This is a genomic window from Phyllobacterium sp. P5_D12 (assembly GCF_054049495.1).
In genome coordinates this window covers 17,673-33,983 of record NZ_JBFUMG010000006.1, presented here as the reverse complement: position 1 = coordinate 33,983, position 16,311 = coordinate 17,673, and the positions used below count along the sequence as shown (strand labels likewise).

Genomic DNA, 16,311 nt, shown 5'->3' with positions numbered 1-16,311 from the left:
ATCGAGTACAAGGCGATCAATGCGGATCTGGCCATCCCATTGGACAAGCTGCAGTGGGTTGACGATGAGATGGTCAAGCTCAAGTTCCTCGACGGCAACGCCGATACCAAGAAGTTCGTCGATGACAGCGTACGCACCGAGGCTCTCGCACGCGTCAAGAAGTAATATTGGAAAGTTGATATGGCCCATCTGGAAGTACAGAACATCACCAAATCCTTTGGTACGCATCATGCCCTGGACGGTGTCTCCTTCAATGTCGAAAAGGGTGACGTCGTTGCCCTGATCGGCCCGAGCGGATGCGGCAAGACGACCGCCCTGCGCATTATCATGGGCCTTGAGACAGCCACGTCCGGTCAGGTCAAAGTCGCCGGGCGTCCTGTCTCCGGCTGTGGCCACGACCGCGGCATGGTGTTCCAGCATGCCGAACTGCTGCCATGGCGCAATACGCTCAGCAATATCGGCTATGGGCTGGAGATGAAGGGCATGAAGGAGCCTGAACTTTCCCGGACGGCCATGCATTATCTGGAACTGGTGGGTCTGACCCTGGCAAAGGACAGACGCCCGCACCAGCTTTCCGGCGGCATGAAACAGCGCGTGGGTATTGCTCGCGCGCTGGCGATCGATCCCGAAGTACTGCTGATGGACGAGCCCTTCGGCGCGCTGGATTCGCAGACGCGTGAGGGGCTGCACGGCGAATTGCTTTCCATCCATGCCAAGACACAGAAGACCATCATTTTCGTGACCCATGATCTTGACGAAGCGGTGATGCTCGCAGACCGCGTTGCGGTCATGCATGCCGGCAAGATAAGCCAGATCATTCCGATCGAACTGGAGCGCCCGCGTCTCGATATGCGCGCCATCCGCACTTCGGCGGAATATTCCAAGAAACGCACGCTGATCTGGGAAGCCCTGCACGATGCGGGCGTTTCGGCTGCAGCCTAAGGAAAGACTATGACGACAGACGCAGAAATACAGGCGCCAGCCCGCGTGGAGCGCCGCACAGGTCAGGCAAGCTGGACAACCACTGTACCGGCATGGGTGATCACCACCATATCGGTCGCCGTGGCGACTGGTCTCTGGGAGTTCTTCGGCCGCGACGTCAACCCGTTGCTTGGCACCTACCCCAGCGCCATCATCAAGGCATTCTTCTCGATGCTGCAGACCGGCCGCCTGCAGGATGCGCTCATTCAGAGCAGCCAGCCATTCATCGTCGGTTATATCGTCGCCGCGATCGTCGGTATCCCGGTCGGTCTTCTCCTCGGCCGATACCGTATTCTCGAGTCCGCCCTGGGCATCTATGTCACCGCTGGCTATGCCACCCCGCTGATTGCCCTCGTTCCCTTGCTGATCCTGTGGTTCGGTCTTGGCTTCATGGTCAAGGCCGTTGTGGTTTTTCTCCTCTCCTTCTTCCCGATCTGCATCAACACGTGGTTCGGTGTGAAGGCCGTGCCGAAAACCATGATCGAGGTCGGCACCGCCTTCTGCGCCTCGCAGACGGCCATCATGCGCGGCATCATCCTGCCGGCAACAATCCCCTACATCATGGCTGGTCTGCGTCTCGGTATCGGCAAGGCGGTCATCGGTATCGTCATCGCCGAGTTTCTCACCGCAATCTCCGGCCTCGGCGGTATCATCATCACCTCGGCCAATAGTTTCCGCACTGCCGAGATGTTCGTGCCCGTCATTCTGATCATGGTGCTCGCCGTGGCCTTGACCGCACTGGTTGGCTGGCTGGAAAAATACGTTGCCCCATGGCAGAGCGAAATTACCGGCCACGACAGCGTCTGACACGACAAGGGTCCATCGCTTATTGAAGAATCGCTGCGGGCAACCGCGGCGGTTCTTTTTGCTTTGACCGATTTAATAATATGTCGATATAAATTGATTTTGTCGACATATTAGGGCATCGTGTCGATCCAATCGACATGTAACAATGATACGTCGATGAAAACCGAGAACATCGACATGACCTTTCGGCCTGAACGTCCCTACAATGATTTGCCTCTTTTGCCCCCATCGCGGGATATAGAGACAAAGCCTATACTAAAGGCCTGCATCGAGGCACGCGTAGCCTTGGCAGAACTGCTGGTATCGGGCCAACTCATACCCAACCAAGCTGTGTTGATCAATTCCATCCCTCTCCTGGAAGCACAGGCAAGTTCCGAGATCGAAAATATTGTCACAACAACGGATCGTCTGTTTCGCTTTGTCAACGAGGAAAGCAATCAAGCGGATGCGGCAACAAAGGAGGCTTTGCGATACCGCACCGCTCTTCGGGAGGGGTTTCGAATGCTCGAACAACGCCCACTCTCCACGTCGATAGCAGTCCAGGTTTGCCGTACGATCAAAGGTCTTGATCTGGATATTCGTGCTACACCCGGGACAGCACTTGTGAACGAGGCAACCGGCGCCGTTATTTATACACCCCCTGATGGGCAGGACTTGCTGCGCGATAAGCTCGCAAACTGGGAGCGTTATATCCATGAAGCGGAAGACATCGATCCAATCATCCGCCTTGCGGTAATGCATTATCAGTTCGAGGCAATCCACCCGTTCACTGACGGGAACGGCAGAACAGGCCGTGTCTTGAATCTTCTGTTTCTCGTCGACAAAGGATTGTTGGAAATTCCGATCCTCTATCTTAGCCGCTACATTATCCGGAACAAATCGCTCTACTATCAGCGGCTTCTGGCCGTCACTACAAATAGCGAATGGGAGAACTGGATTCTTTTCATGATTGAAGCAGTGAAGGAGACTGCACAATGGTCGACATTAAAGATCCGCGCAATTCGCGACCTTTTGAATGAAACTACCGCCAGAATTCGTCAGGAACTGCCAAAAATCTATTCTCGAGAGCTTGCAGAAATTATCTTCGTTAAGCCTTATTGCCGCATTGGCGATCTGGTTGACGCAGGAATTGCCAAGAGGCAAACGGCCTCCACCTATCTGAAAGCGCTCGTAGAAATAGGCGTGCTTCGGGAAATCAAATCAGGACGCGAAAACCTTTTCATCAATCCGGCAATGCTGGATCTCCTGTCCGAAGGCGGCGAATCGAACGGAGCATAACTCCGTCAGCATGATCTATCATCATTCGATCAATGTGCCGCCGAGGTTTTCCACGGCACGGCGGGTCACGACCCCGACAAGATGCGCGCGGTAATCGGCAGGAGCGTGCATGTCGCCCATCAGGTCATTCTCATCGGGCAGCAGCCCTTTCACCGCATCCGGCTCGAACCCCGCCTGCAGCGCTTCCTCGGCTTCCGTCCAGCGAAAGACGCCGGCGTTTCCGGCCCCCGTGATCGCCACATGGATATTGCCGTCGCGATGACGGGCAACGAACGCAGCTGCCAGGGCATAACGTGACGCCGGATTGCGAAACTTGGCATACCCGGCAATCTCGGGCACCTTGAACTCGATACGGACGAGAATTTCACCAGGCTCCAGCGCCGTCGTGTACAGCCCGGCGAAATATTCGGAAGCCGGGATGCTGCGGCGATCCGTATGCAACGTCGCATCGAGCGCCAGTACGGCCGACGGGTAGTCCGCTGCCGGGTCATTATTGGCGACGGAGCCGCCGATTGTGCCGACGTGCCTGACCTGCACGTCACCGATCGAACCGGCAAGACCGCAGAGCGACGGAATGAGCGCTCTGATCTTTTCAGATGCAGCGACAGTGGCATGCGTGGTTGCGGCACCGACTATGATGCGATCGGGACCAACGGTAATGCCCGAAAGTTCGGGAATGCGGCGGACATCGATCAGATGGGCAGGAGCCGCCAGCCTTCCCTTCATCGTGGGGATCAGCGTATGCCCGCCGGAGAGGTAGGCGGCTTCCTCGACTTCGGAGAAAAGACTGACTGCTTCCTGCAGCGTTCCTGGCTTAAGGTAGGTTGTTTCATACATAGGCGTTTGCCTTCTTCATTCCGTTGCGACGGCGTGCGCCGTGCGGTGCTTTTCAGCGGCGGAGAGCACCGCCTTGATGATGTTGTGATATCCTGTGCAACGGCAAAGATTGCCCTCTAGCTCGTGGCGAACCATTGCTTCGTCGAGGACGCCGTCATGACGTTCGATCATGTTGACCGACGCCATGATCATGCCGGGCGTGCAGAAACCGCACTGCAATCCGTGATGCTCATGAAAGGCCGCCTGCACATCGTGCAGCTTTTCGCCATCGGCCAGACCTTCGACCGTGGAAACCGATGCGCCCTCGATGGACGCCGCAAGTATCGTGCAGGATTTGACAGCCTTGCCATCGACGATGACCGTGCAGGCGCCGCACTGCGTCGTGTCGCAGCCGACATGCGTTCCGGTCAGGCCAAGATGATCGCGCAGGAACTGGACGAGCAACGTACGGTCTTCGACCTCCTTCGTGTGGAGTGTGCCGTTGACGGTGATGGCGACGTTGGACATGGGTTGGGTACCTCTGACTATCTGGAGAACCAGCGGGCCTTCGGGCGTTCCGCCGGTGTTTCAATCGCTGCCGCCACAGCATCAGCAGGTGCGGCGCGGGCAGCGAGGCTGGCGAAGAACTCGTCTGCAAGCTTCTTGGCCGTTGAATCGATGAGCCGGGAACCGAGCTGTGCCAGCTTGCCGCCTACCTGCGCCTTGGCGACATAAGTCAGGACTGTTTCACCATCGACATCGGCAAGGTTGACGTCGGCGCCACCCTTGGCGAAACCGGCGATACCACCCTTGCCAGCACCGGAGATGGTATAGCTCTCGGGCGCTATCACGTTGCTCAGGGTAACTTCACCTTCAAATGTCGCTTTGACCGGACCGATCTTGGTGGTCACACGGGCGGTAAACCCATCCTCCAGCGAGCCTTCAAGGCTGTTGCAACCGGGGATACATTCGCGCAGTGCTTGCGGGTCATTGATCAGCGCCCAGACATGCTCGCGCGGCGCAGCTATGCGGTATTCGCCCTTGAGATCCATTAAACTCTCCTCTCAGTTTGCGCCGGTCACGGCCTCGTAGTGCGACAGGTCCAGATATTTCGCCGGATCGGTCAGCGGTGCCCCGGCTATGCCGTAGCGCGAGCGCAGTTCGAGCACGCGCTTCATGCCTTCCGGAATGATTTTCGCATCCGGTGTCAGACCCGATTTCGACGACAGCAGGCTGCTCATGACAGACTGCAACGCCGCGGGCTGGATTTCCGGCATCTTCGCCTGCAAAAGCTGTTCAGCCGCCTCGCGATTTGCCGGATCAAGCGTCCAGGCAAGGCCCTTCAGGTAACCTCGGATGAACGCGCGAACAGCGTCAGGATTCTCCGTTGCCCAGGCGCGCCTCGCCGTAACCACGCCGCCCTGATAGCTGTCGTAGATCCGGGTCGACACGTCGAGCACGTTGAAGCCCGAACGGCGGGCAATGCTGGTGAATGGCTCGATGGTCAGGGTCGCGGCATGCTCTCCGCCCTTCACCGATTGCCAGCGCTGTGGTGTGGCTCCTACCGGCGCGTAGTTCGCTTCGTCCCGCTTCAGTCCGCCGTCTTCGAACATATCGAACAGCACAAACGCAAACCCCGTCGAGAGGGCATCAAGCGCGACGGATTTGCCCTTGAGATCCGAATACTCCTTGATCTCGGGGGCTGTAACGATTGCAAGCTCGAGCTGCGTCCCGCCCATGAGCACGACATAGCCCGGATCGACACCGGCGCCAGCAGCTCCCTGCCCCTCGCCATAAGCCACGACATTATCGAATGCGGTAAAGACGATATCGAATTCACCCGCGGCGGTCCGCTGCGCCTGTTCGACCGAGCTCCCTGTCAAAGTCAGGTCGACCGACAGGTTCTCATCGGCGAAGAACCCCTGTTCCACCGCTGCGAATGTCGGCAGGTTAGGAGCGCCCGGAAAAGCGATGATGCGGATATTGTTCTTGGTTTCGGCAGTCATTTGCGAGAAATCCTCCTAGGACGCACGAGCATCGCGCTCGCCTTTCGATTGATGAATGGCTCGCCACACCGCATGCGGCGTGACCGGCATATCGATATCGGTGACGCCGTAGTCCTTGAGCGCGTCGAGCACGGCGTTGACGACCGTCGCAAGCGCCGGCGTCGTCCCGCCTTCGCCGCCGGCTTTGATGCCAAGCGGATTGGTCGGCGAAATCACTTCGGCAATCTCGCACTTGAACGAAGGCATGTTGTCGGAGCGTGGCATGCCGTAATCCATGAACGATCCGGCGAGCGGTTGGCCCGACGAGGCATCGACGGCGCAAAGCTCCCACATCGCCTGCCCTACGCCCTGCGCAATGCCGCCATGGGTCTGGCCATGCACGATCAGCGGATTGATGCAGCGGCCCACATCGTCCACGGTCGCGTAGCTGGTAATGAGCACGTGTCCGGTTTCCGGATCCACCTCGACTTCACAGATCGCTGCGCCATTCGGAAACACCGGCGTGTGCATCTCATTGTCACGCGCCACCCGCAACGGCCCATCCTTCTCACGCGTCAAGTCACCAAGCGTGAAGATATCGATCGTCTGGTTGGTGCCGCGCAGCTTGAAATGACCGCTTTCGAAATCGATAGCGTCGAAGTCTGCGCCGAGATGTTCCGCTGCGCGCCGGCGACCTTCCTTCAGGAGGTCTGCAGACGCCATGGCCATGACGGTTCCCGCGTGGCGCATCGAACGGCCCGAATGCGACCCGCCGCCAACGCTGACGATGTCGGTATCGCCAAGAACGATCCATACCTTTTCGACAGGCACCTGGATCATGTCGGCGACCACTTGCGCAAAGCTCGTCTCATGACCCTGGCCGCTCGGTTGGGTACCGATGACGACTTCGACCGTGCCATCCTGCTTGATTTCGATCTCGGCGCGTTCCTTCGGTGAACCGATGGACGACTCGACGTAATTGGCAAAACCCCGGCCCAGCAATTTGCCGCGGCTGGCCGCTTCCTCGCGCCGCACCTCGAAGCCATCCCAGTCGGCGAGCTCGAGAGCGCGGTCCATGTTCTTTTCGTATTCGCCGCTGTCATAGACCGAGCCGACGGCGTTGGTGTAAGGCATCATGTCCGGCGAAACGAGGTTCTTGCGGCGCAGTTCGAGCTTGTCGAAACCGAGTTCGCGCGCAGCCTTTTCGACAAGACGCTCGATCGCGTAGGTTACTTCCGGCCGGCCGGAACTGCGGTAGGCCTGCGTGCACATCGTATTGGTGAAGACGGCGCGGGCGCGCAGCGTTGCCACCGGAATGTGATAGGAGCCGGTGATGAGACCGGATCCCTTGCTGAGCGGTGACAGCGACACGCAGCGGCCGCCGACATTGCTGAGATTATCCGCCCGCATCRCCAGGAACTTGCCCTCGCGATCAAGCGCCAGTTCAACCTTGGTGATGAGATCACGACCCTGATAATCCGTAAGGAACGCCTCGGAGCGCGTCGCCGTATATTTCACCGGCCGCCCGATCTTCTTTGATGCCCAGAGCACCAGACCGAACTCCACATAGACACGATTGCGCGCGCCGAAATTTCCGCCGACGTCGTATGAAAGCACGCGCAGGTTCTTCGGCTCGATACCGAGAACCTTGGCAAGCTCACCCTTCTGGCGCACGGCGCCGCCGCTGCCGGCATAAAGCGTATAGCGCCCRGTCGCCTCGTCGAACTGACCGAGCGACGAGCGCGGCTCGATGGGTACTGCGGTCACGCGGCCGATATGGAATTCGGCCGTAACCACGTGATCAGCCGCCGCGAAGGCTGCTCCTGTCCCCGCTTCGTCGCCAAAGCTCGAGTCGATGAAGACATTGTCCGGCACTTCTTCCCACACTGCGGGTGCGCCGGGCAGCGCGGCCTTTGCCGTTTCGGTGACGTGCGGCAATTCCTCGTAGTCGACAAACACTTTTTCAGCTGCATCTGCAGCCTGGGCCGCCGTCTCGGCGACCACCACGGCGACAGCTTCGCCCACATGGCGGGCCTTGGCGGCCGGGAGCAGATAATGCGGGCCCGTGAAGGGTGTACCGCCACCGGCAGCCGTCAGCTTCACGTCGAATTTCGTTGAGGGAACCGGATTGTGCGGGATGGGTTCGAGCCCGGCGGCCAACAGGTCGGCGCCAGTCAACACCGTCAGAACGCCGGGGCTGGCCAGCGCTTCGGACGTGTCGATGCCGAGGATCCGCGCATGCGGGTATGGCGAGCGTACCATCGCAGCGAATGTCTGTCCGGGCAGGCTGAAATCGTCGGAAAACCGGCCCTTGCCGGTAATGAGCCGCCCGTCTTCCTTGCGCGGAAGCGGCTTTCCGACATGGCGGAACAACGCATCGCGTACAAGCTTCATTTCCGGCGACAGATCAGCCGTCTCAGGCTTTTCCAATACCGCTGTCCCATGTCCGCTCGTGTTTTTATGAAGTGGGCTTCCCATAAATCCTCTACCCTTACCGGCTGAAATTACGCCGACGACATTCTGTTGCTCTTCGTATTAATGTATGACAGTATGTCGGAGTAATGCAATCGAAAAGATGCAATATCTTTCTGATTGGGCGGATCGCTCTTATGATTATGAGTGGGTTTTGCGCTTTTCACCTCGCCTGCACGGCACTGGAGAGGCGCATCTTCGGGAGAATGAGACTTACATGACGACGCACAAGCGCAAGGCTCCATTGGACCTGCAAGAACATCTGGAACGGCTGGAAGAACGCGGCCTGCTGACGCGAATTCAGGTGCCGATCGACAAGGACAGCGAACTGCATCCGCTGGCACGCTGGCAGTTCCAGGGCGGTCTGCCCGAATCGCAGCGGCGCGGCTTTCTTTTCACCGATGTGAAAGATGCGAAGGGCGAGAAATACGATATCCCGGTTGCCGTCGGGGTCCTCGCCGCTTCGCCGGAAATCTATGCCATCGGTCTTGGCGTTCCCGAGAGCGAGATCGGCGATGTCTGGGTCAACGCCATGGAAAACCCCATCGACCCTGTCATGGTCGAGGACGCGCCGTGCCAGGAAGTCGTCATCACAGGCGATGATCTCAAGATCGAAGGCCGGGGTCTCGGCAGCTTGCCGGTTCCGGTATCGACACCGGGCTTCGACAGTGCCCCCTATTTCACCGCGACGCTGTGCGTCACGCGTGATCCGGAAAATGGCATACGCAACATGGGCACCTATCGCGCCGCGCTGAAAGCCGAAGACCGGCTCGGCGTGCGCATGGCGAGCCGCCTGTCCGGTGCCGGCGGGTATCAGCATTGGCTGAAGTACCAGAAGCGCGGCGAACCTATGCCCTGCGCCATCGTTATCGGCTGTGCCCCTGCCGTGCTGTTCACCGGGCCACAGAAGCTGCCTATCGATCAGGACGAACTTGGCGTTGCCGGCGGTCTCATCGGCGAGGCCGTTCGCATCGTCAAGTGCAAGACCATCGATCTCGAAGTGCCGGCCGACGCCGAAATCGTCATTGAAGGCCTGATCGACACGGAACTGCTTGAGCCGGAAGGCCCCTTTGGTGAAAGCCATGGCCACGTCGCGCTCGAGGATTTCAACATGTCGATGCGCGTGACGGCGATCACCCGCAAACGCAAGCCGGTGCTTGTCTCGATCGTCAGTCAGGTAACCCCCAGCGAATCGAGCGTTCTCAAGCGCGTTGCCTATGAGCCGCTGTTCTTTAACCACCTGAAGAAAGTGCTCAATATCAAGGGCATCAAGCGCGTCGTCATGCATGAGCCGCTGACCAACATCCGCAAGGTTATCTTCCTGGAATTCGACCGCAGCGCACCGCAGTCCGAGATCTGGCGTGGCCTGCAGGGTGCAGCGATGCTTCAGGCGCAGTGCGGCAAGATCGTCATCGCCGTCTCTGACGATATCGACGCCCGCAATGCCGACGCCGTGTTCTGGTCGCTCGCCTACCGCGCCAATATGATCGACGACGTGCATGTGACGCCCTATCGCTCGGGCGGGCATGGGCCGAAATCGGCAAACAAGAATGCCGAGGGCACACTTCTCATCGACGCCACATTGAAAGCTGCCATGCCGCCGCTCGCCCTGCCCGCGGAACCCTATATGGTGCGGGCCCGCGAGATATGGGAAAACCTGCAATTGCCGCCGCTCTCGCCGCAGCCGCCATGGCACGGTTATTCCCTCGGCGATTGGAGCGATGTCTGGAGTAACTTTGCCGATAAGGCTGTCAGCGGCGACTGGCGCGCCAATGGCGAAAACACTTTCTCCCGGCGTAAAGGTGGTATGAAACCCGAAACACCGGCGCGCGATATTGAAAAGAAAGCATAATCAGGCGACTATCGCCCGATTCTGATATAGTTTCAGCGCCGGCGGGGGTCGGCGCTGAGGGACAAGCAACACAACGCAGGCAGCAGCATTGCGAGGGATAAAATGAACGATCCGGTCATGGAACCATTCGGTCCGCTTACACATGAGTCTGCGCCGCTGAGAAACAAGATCATGAAGTCGCTGCGGCGCGCAATCGAGACAGGATTGCTGGAGCCGGGTACGCGTCTTGTGGAGAAAGATCTGTGCCAGCAGCTCAACGTCAGCCGCACATCGCTGCGTGAGGCGCTGCGCCAGTTGCAATCCGAAGGCATTCTGACCGACCTCAACAATCGCGGCCTTGCCGTGGTCACCGTGACGTCGGAGGATGCAGAAAATATCTATCGCATTCGCGGTGTGCTCGAACCCTTGATCGTCGAACAGTTCATCGAGAATGCGCCTGATGCAGAGGTCGAGGCCTTGAAAGCACATTTTCTGCGTTTGAAGGAAGCTTATTTGCACGGCAATGCCGAGGAAATCGTCGCCAGCAAACGCGATTTCTACGACCGTATCTGCACCGGAGCGCGCAATCCGATTGCCTTCGGTGTCCTGAGCAAGCTGACTGTTCTCACGTCCCCGCTGCGCCGGCGTTCCGTCGTGCGTCCCGAGCGGCGCGTCCAGAGCATCGCCGAGATCGAGAAGATCGTCACTTCCATCGCCAAACGCGACAAGGCTGCCGCAAAAGCTGCTGCAGAGGAGCATGTTGCCCACTCCGCCCGCTCGGCGCTGCATGCTTCAGAGTCGGCGAACTAGTCATGCGCCGTCTGATCATCGCCATAACCGGGGCCTCCGGGGTCATTTATGGCGTTCGTGCCTTGCAGCTCCTGCGCGATGTTGAAGACGTCGAAACGCACGCGATCGTCTCGCCATCGGCACTGCGCACCGCCGCCGACGAACTCGACATGAGCGCCGAAGAAATCCGCAGCCTGGGCGACAAACTCTACAACTACCGCGATATTGGTGCCGCCATCTCGTCGGGGTCCTTCCGCACTGCCGGCATGCTCGTTGCACCCTGTTCTGTGAAAACCTTGAGCGGCATCGCCAATTGCTACAATGACGAACTGATCGTGCGCGCCGCCGACGTCTGCCTCAAGGAGCGTCGCCGCGTCGTTCTACTGGTCCGTGAAACGCCGCTGCATGCCGGGCACATCGCGCTGATGGATCAGGCAACACGCAATGGCGCCATCATCATGCCGCCCGTTCCGGCATTTTACAGCAAGCCAAAGACCATCGACGACATGGTCAACCAGACCGTCGGTCGCGCATTGGACCTGTTCGATATCAATCTGCCGCTCGTCAAGCGCTGGAAAGAAGACGAAACCGGCCAGCATTCGTAGGTCAGAACGGTCCTACTTGGACAAAATTTGCTCTATTGCCCGTTCCACTATTGCGATGGACTTRCGCGCTTCGGAATCCAGCGTCGAGCCATGATAATAACGCACGACGAGTGGCAGGTTCTCATCGGTCGAACGGTTGCTATCGTCTGAAATCGTCGCGAGTGCCAGCCCCGCCGTTTCAAGTTCCATAAGCTCGATGCGTTCCGCAGAAAGTTCGGCAGCTTTCACGGCGTCGCGCAAGGTTTCCGTGTGTTTGTCAGGTCCCGGTTTTGGTCCGGTCTTCATCCGCTGTCGGATGGCACGCAATGGGGCAACGACATCATCGCGCCATTCGTCGACCAGCCCGATAATCTGCACTGTCTTTGCCGGAGAAAGTGCGATGGAACCATGCTTGAGCCAGGCAGCGAACAACAGCACCGTCACGTCGACGCCATTGCGTTCCTGCAATGCCAGGCATGCATCGGCGACGTCAGGGGCTTTGTAGAGGCGCAGCGCGAAGTCCCATAGCCCGATATTCATGTCCTGCATGCTTTCCCTCATCGCAATTGCGGGGCCGGATAACTTGATCCGGCCCCGCTTTACCAGTTTCGCGAGCATGAAGGAAGGCAAACCCGACAATGTTGCTCGTCGGGTTCAAGCGCTCTAGGCCGTTTGCGTTGAACAAGCCTCGCAGATGGCCGCAACGTGGCGATGGTCTGTGCCGCAGCACCCGCCAAGGATACGCATTTTTGGAAATGATCTGGTCAGCCCGTTGTACCACCGCCMGAGATCGACAGGATCTCCGGCGTCGAGCGTAACCGAATCATCGAGTTCCGCATGGCTCTTGGTCGAAGCGTTCGCCTTGATGCCGCGCACGCGGTCGAGCCACACCTCGCCCTTCTCCAGTGCATCGACGAAATGGCTCGGATGCGCGCAATTGATCATATAGTAGGCTGGCGAACCTACAGTTGCATCGTCCACCCGGTTGATCGCATCGCCGAGCGATAGACCGGTCACCAGTTTTCCGTCGGTCTCTACCGTGAACGAGATCACACAGGGTATGGCATGGGTCTTGGCAGCTTTTGCAATGCCGATTGCCTCATTGTAATTTGTCAATGTATAGGCCGCGACCATGTCCGCTTCGGTTTGCGCGAAACTCTCGATCTGCGCCGCATGGTATGTTTCAGCCTCGTTGGCATTCATGTTGCCAGCCTTGTAGCCATCGCCGCGCGGTCCAATGACCCCGTCGATCACGCAAGGTGTCGCGGCGGTTTCAAACTCCCTGCGAAGTTCAAGCAGCAGATCGACCGAATCCCGGTTGATTGCGCGCAGGCCCTCGGCGTCGTAGCCGAGCTTGGCTCCCCAATCGGGGTTTGCCCGCCATGTCGGCGTATCGAGGATGAAGCCGGTGCCGTTCTCGCGGGCAATTTTGAGATAGCTGATGTAGTAGTCTTTCAGTCGCTGTCTGCCTTCCGGCGTCGCCATCAAAACGAAGGATGCGAATTCGGGAAGGTCGATCCCGTCGTGAAAAATAAATGTCGTCTCCATGCCACCGTCACTGAGGAAAGTGGTCCCCTCGAGTTGCGGCAGGTTTTTGCGGTACTTGGCCATGATTATCGTCCCTTCCAAGAGTGACCGGTATGGGCTGTTTGCCTCTCCTCCCGACATGTTCTGTTTTGCGCCTTTCGTTCCAGGCAATCTAGAAACCTCATGGTCGGGTTGTTTCACATACGTAAAAACACGAGTAAATTCAGCCGGATAGGCGATATCGTGGCGGCAGAACCCTCCCCCGTGCTACACTCAAACAGCCGAAACCGTACCGGAGGTACAGTATTCCGGGGGGACAACATCATGCGCAAGGGAGACGAAACCCGCGAACGTATTCTGGAAATCGCCGAGATGTCAGTGCTGGCCAAGGGCTTCGCTGCGACGTCGATCGAGGAGATTATCGCTGAGGCGGGCATTACGAAAAGCGGGTTCTTCTATCACTTCAAGGACAAGAACGAACTCGCGCACATTATGCTGAAACGCTACGTCTGCGCCAATGACCGGGTGTTCGACGATGTTATCGAGCGCGGGCACCAACTGTCGGATGATCCGCTCCAGGCGTTCCTGATCAGCCTGAAGCTCCTCGCCGAGGTCATGTCCGATCTGCCGAATGGCCACCCCGGCTGTCTTATCGCTTGCATTTGCTATCAGGAGCGTCAGTTCGACCGTGAAGTCCTGAACCTGACGGCGCGATCGGTTGAAGCATGGAACGCCAGGTTCCGCGCCATTCTCGACAATATCGCACTCGAGCACCCTCCGCGTGACCCGATTGATTTCGACGATGTGGCGGATATGCTCTCTTGCGTCGTTGACGGCAGCATCATCATGTCGAAGGCACTGAATGACCCTTCAAGGATCGAGCGGCAGGTCATGGCCTTCCGCAGTTTTATAAAACTGCTGTTTTCATCAACCCCGCAAATAAGGGTCCCATTGCCGAATCCCACGGGGATCTCGGGAACGGTTAACTGATCGGGCTTACGCGTCGACTGTTCGCTCGGAGCCCGAACCAAAATCCGCCAGGGGGTGGCGAAAACGGTGGGTTTCGAGCACCGAAGCGCAGCGTACGTTTGGGTACGTGAGCATCGGAGCGCAGAAAACCGCCGTTTGCAGCCCTCCATGACGAATTTTCGTTCAGGCTCTCAGGAAAAGCCGCCCCTCCGGGTCGACCTGTGTGTGCAGGTCCTGGTAATCGTGAATGGTCGTATGAGCAGTCTCGATAGGGTGCTTGTGTGTGGCGGTGATCACCATCACATCGGCTCCGGCGGCATCACCTGCCAGAATGCCCGGTACGGCATCCTCGAAGACGAGACAATCTTTCGCGTCTACACCAAGCTTGCGCGCCGCCAGCAGGTAGCAGTCCGGATTGGGCTTGCCGACCTTGACGTCTTCAGCAGTTACGAGGTTGTCAGGAACGGGAATCCCGGCTGCAGCCAACCGGCGTTTCGCCAGTTCGAGCGGCGATGAGGTGACGATTGTCCATTTTTCCCGCGGCAGTGCTTTCAGAAACTCCGCAGCGCCGGGCAACGGCACAATTCCCTCCACATCGAGGATTTCGGCATCGGTGATCTTGGTGGCTTCTTCTTCGGGATCGACGCCAGGCAAACCCAGCCGGCGCACCGTATCCACAGCGCGGGCGCCATGCATGGTCGGCAGGAATGTCTTGACGTCGAGCCCCTGTTCTTCCGCCCATCTTGCCCAGACGCGTTCTGCCGCCGCTGTGGAATTGATGAGCGTACCATCCATATCAAACAGGAAGGCAGCGTATTTCTTGTCGAAGGCGGATGGCGTTGTCAGCACGATATTCTTCTCTCTTGGTGACCTGTTTTGCGCGAGGCAGAATTAAAGCACCAAAGGGCAGCGCTCTGCTCAAGTCAACATACGGTTCGTTGACATCAAATGAAAACAGCGGCCCGAGGACCGCTGTTCGAAGAGCATCGAGGCATTGCCAAGATTATTGACGGGCATCCAGCAATGCGTTGACGCGATCGACCTGCGCATCGCTCAGGGGACGTCCAAAAGCGGTTTCGAGCTGTGCCACCGCATCATCGAGTGCCTGTTCCCTGAGTGCAGGATCGGCCAGCGCCAGTGCTTCCTCGCGGCTGCGTTCATATGTGGCAATCTTGCCAACGGAAGAATTTGGTGCGGCCCGTTCTCTCGCCCGTGCTGATGCATGCGCCGCATTGAGCGGACCCAATGTATTTTGATCATCGTCATCCGCGTTCAGAGATGCTTTCTCGACTTTGGATTTGTCGTGAGCATTGGCGGAATTGCCGTGATCGGAGGACTTTCCATGATTTCCACCGCTATTCCCATTCCCGTTGCCACCGCCATTTCCATTGCCGCCGCCATTTTTGGCAAAGGCCGTGCCTAATGGACTGAAACTATCTGTGGTCGACAACGCCGTGCCGGCTACAAACAAACCAAGGCTGGCTGCCAGGGCGATACCACGCTTGAATTGAGCCATCTCCACCTCCCAAAAACACTTGCAATATCATCAAAATAATCGCTCGTTTTGCGGCCCCAATGTGGCAACCCAGGACTCGGAGGCTCACATACAATTTCAACCTGATATGTTCTTAAGACTTCGCCTTTGCCGATCCCCAGCGAAGCCCATCCATCAGCAGCGAGACCAGGCGGCGGGATCGGTCGCGCCAATCGGGCGTATCCGGCGCTGAATAAATCCCCGACAATGCCTGAGAAATATCCGATATATCGATATCGCTGCGGACGGAGCCATCCGCAACGGCGGCATCGACAAGGCGCTGCAGAGCCGATGCAATCATACCGGACGTATTGGCAAATACCTCGGAATTCGCATCGAAAAGGATACGCAGGCTGTTTGCCATGCCGCGCTTTGCTGCGATGTAGTCGACGAAGCGCTGCATCCATTCGGCGAGCGCCACATCCGGAACATTGTGCTGTGCGAGTTCATCCGCGGCAGCGCAAAGCACCTCGACCTCCCGGCGGTACACCACTTCGACGAGATGTTCGCGCGTTGGAAAATGCCGGTAAAGCGTGCCTATGCCAACGCCGGCCTTGCGCGCTATTTCTTCAAGGGAGGCGCTGCCGCCGCGTTCGGCAAATTCAATTGCAGCAATTCCGATGAGCTTTTCCCGATTCCGGCTAGCGTCCGCCCGCAACCGCTTCGCGGGTGCCGATGGTTTCGCTTCCTTCAATTCGGGCAGCTCCTTATGATGCAATATTTCGGCTCCAGAGGCGA

Annotated in this window: 17 protein-coding genes; 7 read left to right on the top strand and 10 right to left on the bottom strand. The window is 58.2% G+C overall.

Annotated elements, in window-relative coordinates; all coding sequences use genetic code 11:
• The first annotated feature begins 180 nt into the window (after nt 1-180).
• The 3 genes from ACXJ5O_RS01180 (at nt 181) to fic (ending at nt 3,066) form a co-directional block, all read left to right on the top strand.
• Nucleotides 181-942 (top strand): ABC transporter ATP-binding protein, encoded by a 762-nt coding sequence (locus tag ACXJ5O_RS01180; RefSeq protein WP_112530546.1) that lies wholly within the window; start codon nt 181-183, stop codon nt 940-942.
• Between the two features lie 9 nt (nt 943-951).
• Complete coding sequence (locus ACXJ5O_RS01175) at nt 952-1,788, top strand: ABC transporter permease (protein WP_271898131.1); 837 nt, start codon at nt 952-954, stop codon at nt 1,786-1,788.
• A 177-nt stretch (nt 1,789-1,965) separates the two neighbouring features.
• Nucleotides 1,966-3,066: a protein adenylyltransferase Fic gene (fic, locus tag ACXJ5O_RS01170; RefSeq protein WP_457298276.1), complete on the top strand. Its 1,101-nt coding sequence runs from the start codon at nt 1,966-1,968 to the stop codon at nt 3,064-3,066.
• A 21-nt stretch (nt 3,067-3,087) separates the two neighbouring features.
• Here the strand turns inward: fic and ACXJ5O_RS01165 are convergent, their stop codons facing one another.
• From ACXJ5O_RS01165 to ACXJ5O_RS01145, 5 genes are read right to left on the bottom strand one after another with little or no spacing between them, the layout of a single operon-like run.
• On the bottom strand, nt 3,088-3,903 hold the full coding sequence (locus ACXJ5O_RS01165) for an FAD binding domain-containing protein (RefSeq protein ID WP_457298273.1): 816 nt from the start codon (nt 3,901-3,903) through the stop codon (nt 3,088-3,090).
• Between the two features lie 15 nt (nt 3,904-3,918).
• Nucleotides 3,919-4,410, bottom strand: a complete 492-nt coding sequence (locus tag ACXJ5O_RS01160; protein WP_457298272.1) for a (2Fe-2S)-binding protein — start codon at nt 4,408-4,410, stop codon at nt 3,919-3,921.
• Nucleotides 4,411-4,427: 17 nt separating this feature from the next.
• Nucleotides 4,428-4,934, bottom strand: a complete 507-nt coding sequence (locus tag ACXJ5O_RS01155) for an SRPBCC family protein (RefSeq protein WP_457298271.1) — start codon at nt 4,932-4,934, stop codon at nt 4,428-4,430.
• A 12-nt stretch (nt 4,935-4,946) separates the two neighbouring features.
• The gene (locus tag ACXJ5O_RS01150; RefSeq protein ID WP_457298270.1) at nt 4,947-5,888 is read right to left on the bottom strand and encodes an ABC transporter substrate-binding protein; all 942 of its coding nucleotides are present in this window, start codon (nt 5,886-5,888) and stop codon (nt 4,947-4,949) included.
• Nucleotides 5,889-5,903: 15 nt separating this feature from the next.
• The gene (locus ACXJ5O_RS01145; RefSeq protein ID WP_457298269.1) at nt 5,904-8,297 is read right to left on the bottom strand and encodes a xanthine dehydrogenase family protein molybdopterin-binding subunit; all 2,394 of its coding nucleotides are present in this window, start codon (nt 8,295-8,297) and stop codon (nt 5,904-5,906) included.
• A 259-nt stretch (nt 8,298-8,556) separates the two neighbouring features.
• Here ACXJ5O_RS01145 and ACXJ5O_RS01140 point away from each other — a divergent pair, with 259 nt between their 5' ends.
• The 3 genes from ACXJ5O_RS01140 to ACXJ5O_RS01130 all read left to right on the top strand — a co-directional run bounded on the left by ACXJ5O_RS01140 (nt 8,557) and on the right by ACXJ5O_RS01130 (nt 11,564).
• The gene (locus tag ACXJ5O_RS01140) at nt 8,557-10,191 is read left to right on the top strand and encodes a UbiD family decarboxylase (protein ID WP_457298268.1); all 1,635 of its coding nucleotides are present in this window, start codon (nt 8,557-8,559) and stop codon (nt 10,189-10,191) included.
• Nucleotides 10,192-10,293: 102 nt separating this feature from the next.
• On the top strand, nt 10,294-10,980 hold the full coding sequence (locus ACXJ5O_RS01135; RefSeq protein WP_112530535.1) for a GntR family transcriptional regulator: 687 nt from the start codon (nt 10,294-10,296) through the stop codon (nt 10,978-10,980).
• A 2-nt stretch (nt 10,981-10,982) separates the two neighbouring features.
• Nucleotides 10,983-11,564: a UbiX family flavin prenyltransferase gene (locus ACXJ5O_RS01130; protein ID WP_112530533.1), complete on the top strand. Its 582-nt coding sequence runs from the start codon at nt 10,983-10,985 to the stop codon at nt 11,562-11,564.
• A gap of 12 nt (nt 11,565-11,576) precedes the next feature.
• Here the strand turns inward: ACXJ5O_RS01130 and ACXJ5O_RS01125 are convergent, their stop codons facing one another.
• Entirely contained in the window at nt 11,577-12,092 is a 516-nt protein-coding gene (locus ACXJ5O_RS01125; RefSeq protein WP_457298267.1) for a TIGR02444 family protein, read from the bottom strand.
• 114 nt (nt 12,093-12,206) lie between these two features.
• The gene (locus ACXJ5O_RS01120) at nt 12,207-13,154 is read right to left on the bottom strand and encodes a homocysteine S-methyltransferase family protein (RefSeq protein WP_457298266.1); all 948 of its coding nucleotides are present in this window, start codon (nt 13,152-13,154) and stop codon (nt 12,207-12,209) included.
• Between the two features lie 240 nt (nt 13,155-13,394).
• Between ACXJ5O_RS01120 and ACXJ5O_RS01115 the strand changes: the two genes are divergently transcribed.
• Nucleotides 13,395-14,060, top strand: coding sequence for a TetR/AcrR family transcriptional regulator (locus tag ACXJ5O_RS01115; RefSeq protein WP_457298265.1), 666 nt, complete (start codon nt 13,395-13,397; stop codon nt 14,058-14,060).
• A gap of 162 nt (nt 14,061-14,222) precedes the next feature.
• On the opposite strand, the gene ACXJ5O_RS01110 is transcribed toward ACXJ5O_RS01115, so the two are convergent.
• The 3 genes from ACXJ5O_RS01110 to ACXJ5O_RS01100 form a co-directional block, all read right to left on the bottom strand.
• Nucleotides 14,223-14,891 (bottom strand): HAD family hydrolase, encoded by a 669-nt coding sequence (locus tag ACXJ5O_RS01110; RefSeq protein ID WP_457298275.1) that lies wholly within the window; start codon nt 14,889-14,891, stop codon nt 14,223-14,225.
• A 151-nt stretch (nt 14,892-15,042) separates the two neighbouring features.
• Nucleotides 15,043-15,555 carry a Holotricin-3 precursor gene (locus ACXJ5O_RS01105; RefSeq protein ID WP_457298264.1) on the bottom strand — a complete coding sequence of 171 codons (513 nt, stop codon included), beginning with the start codon at nt 15,553-15,555 and terminating at the stop codon, nt 15,043-15,045.
• Nucleotides 15,556-15,667: 112 nt separating this feature from the next.
• On the bottom strand, nt 15,668-16,291 hold the full coding sequence (locus ACXJ5O_RS01100; RefSeq protein ID WP_457298263.1) for a TetR/AcrR family transcriptional regulator: 624 nt from the start codon (nt 16,289-16,291) through the stop codon (nt 15,668-15,670).
• Between the last annotated feature and the right edge of the window lie 20 nt (nt 16,292-16,311).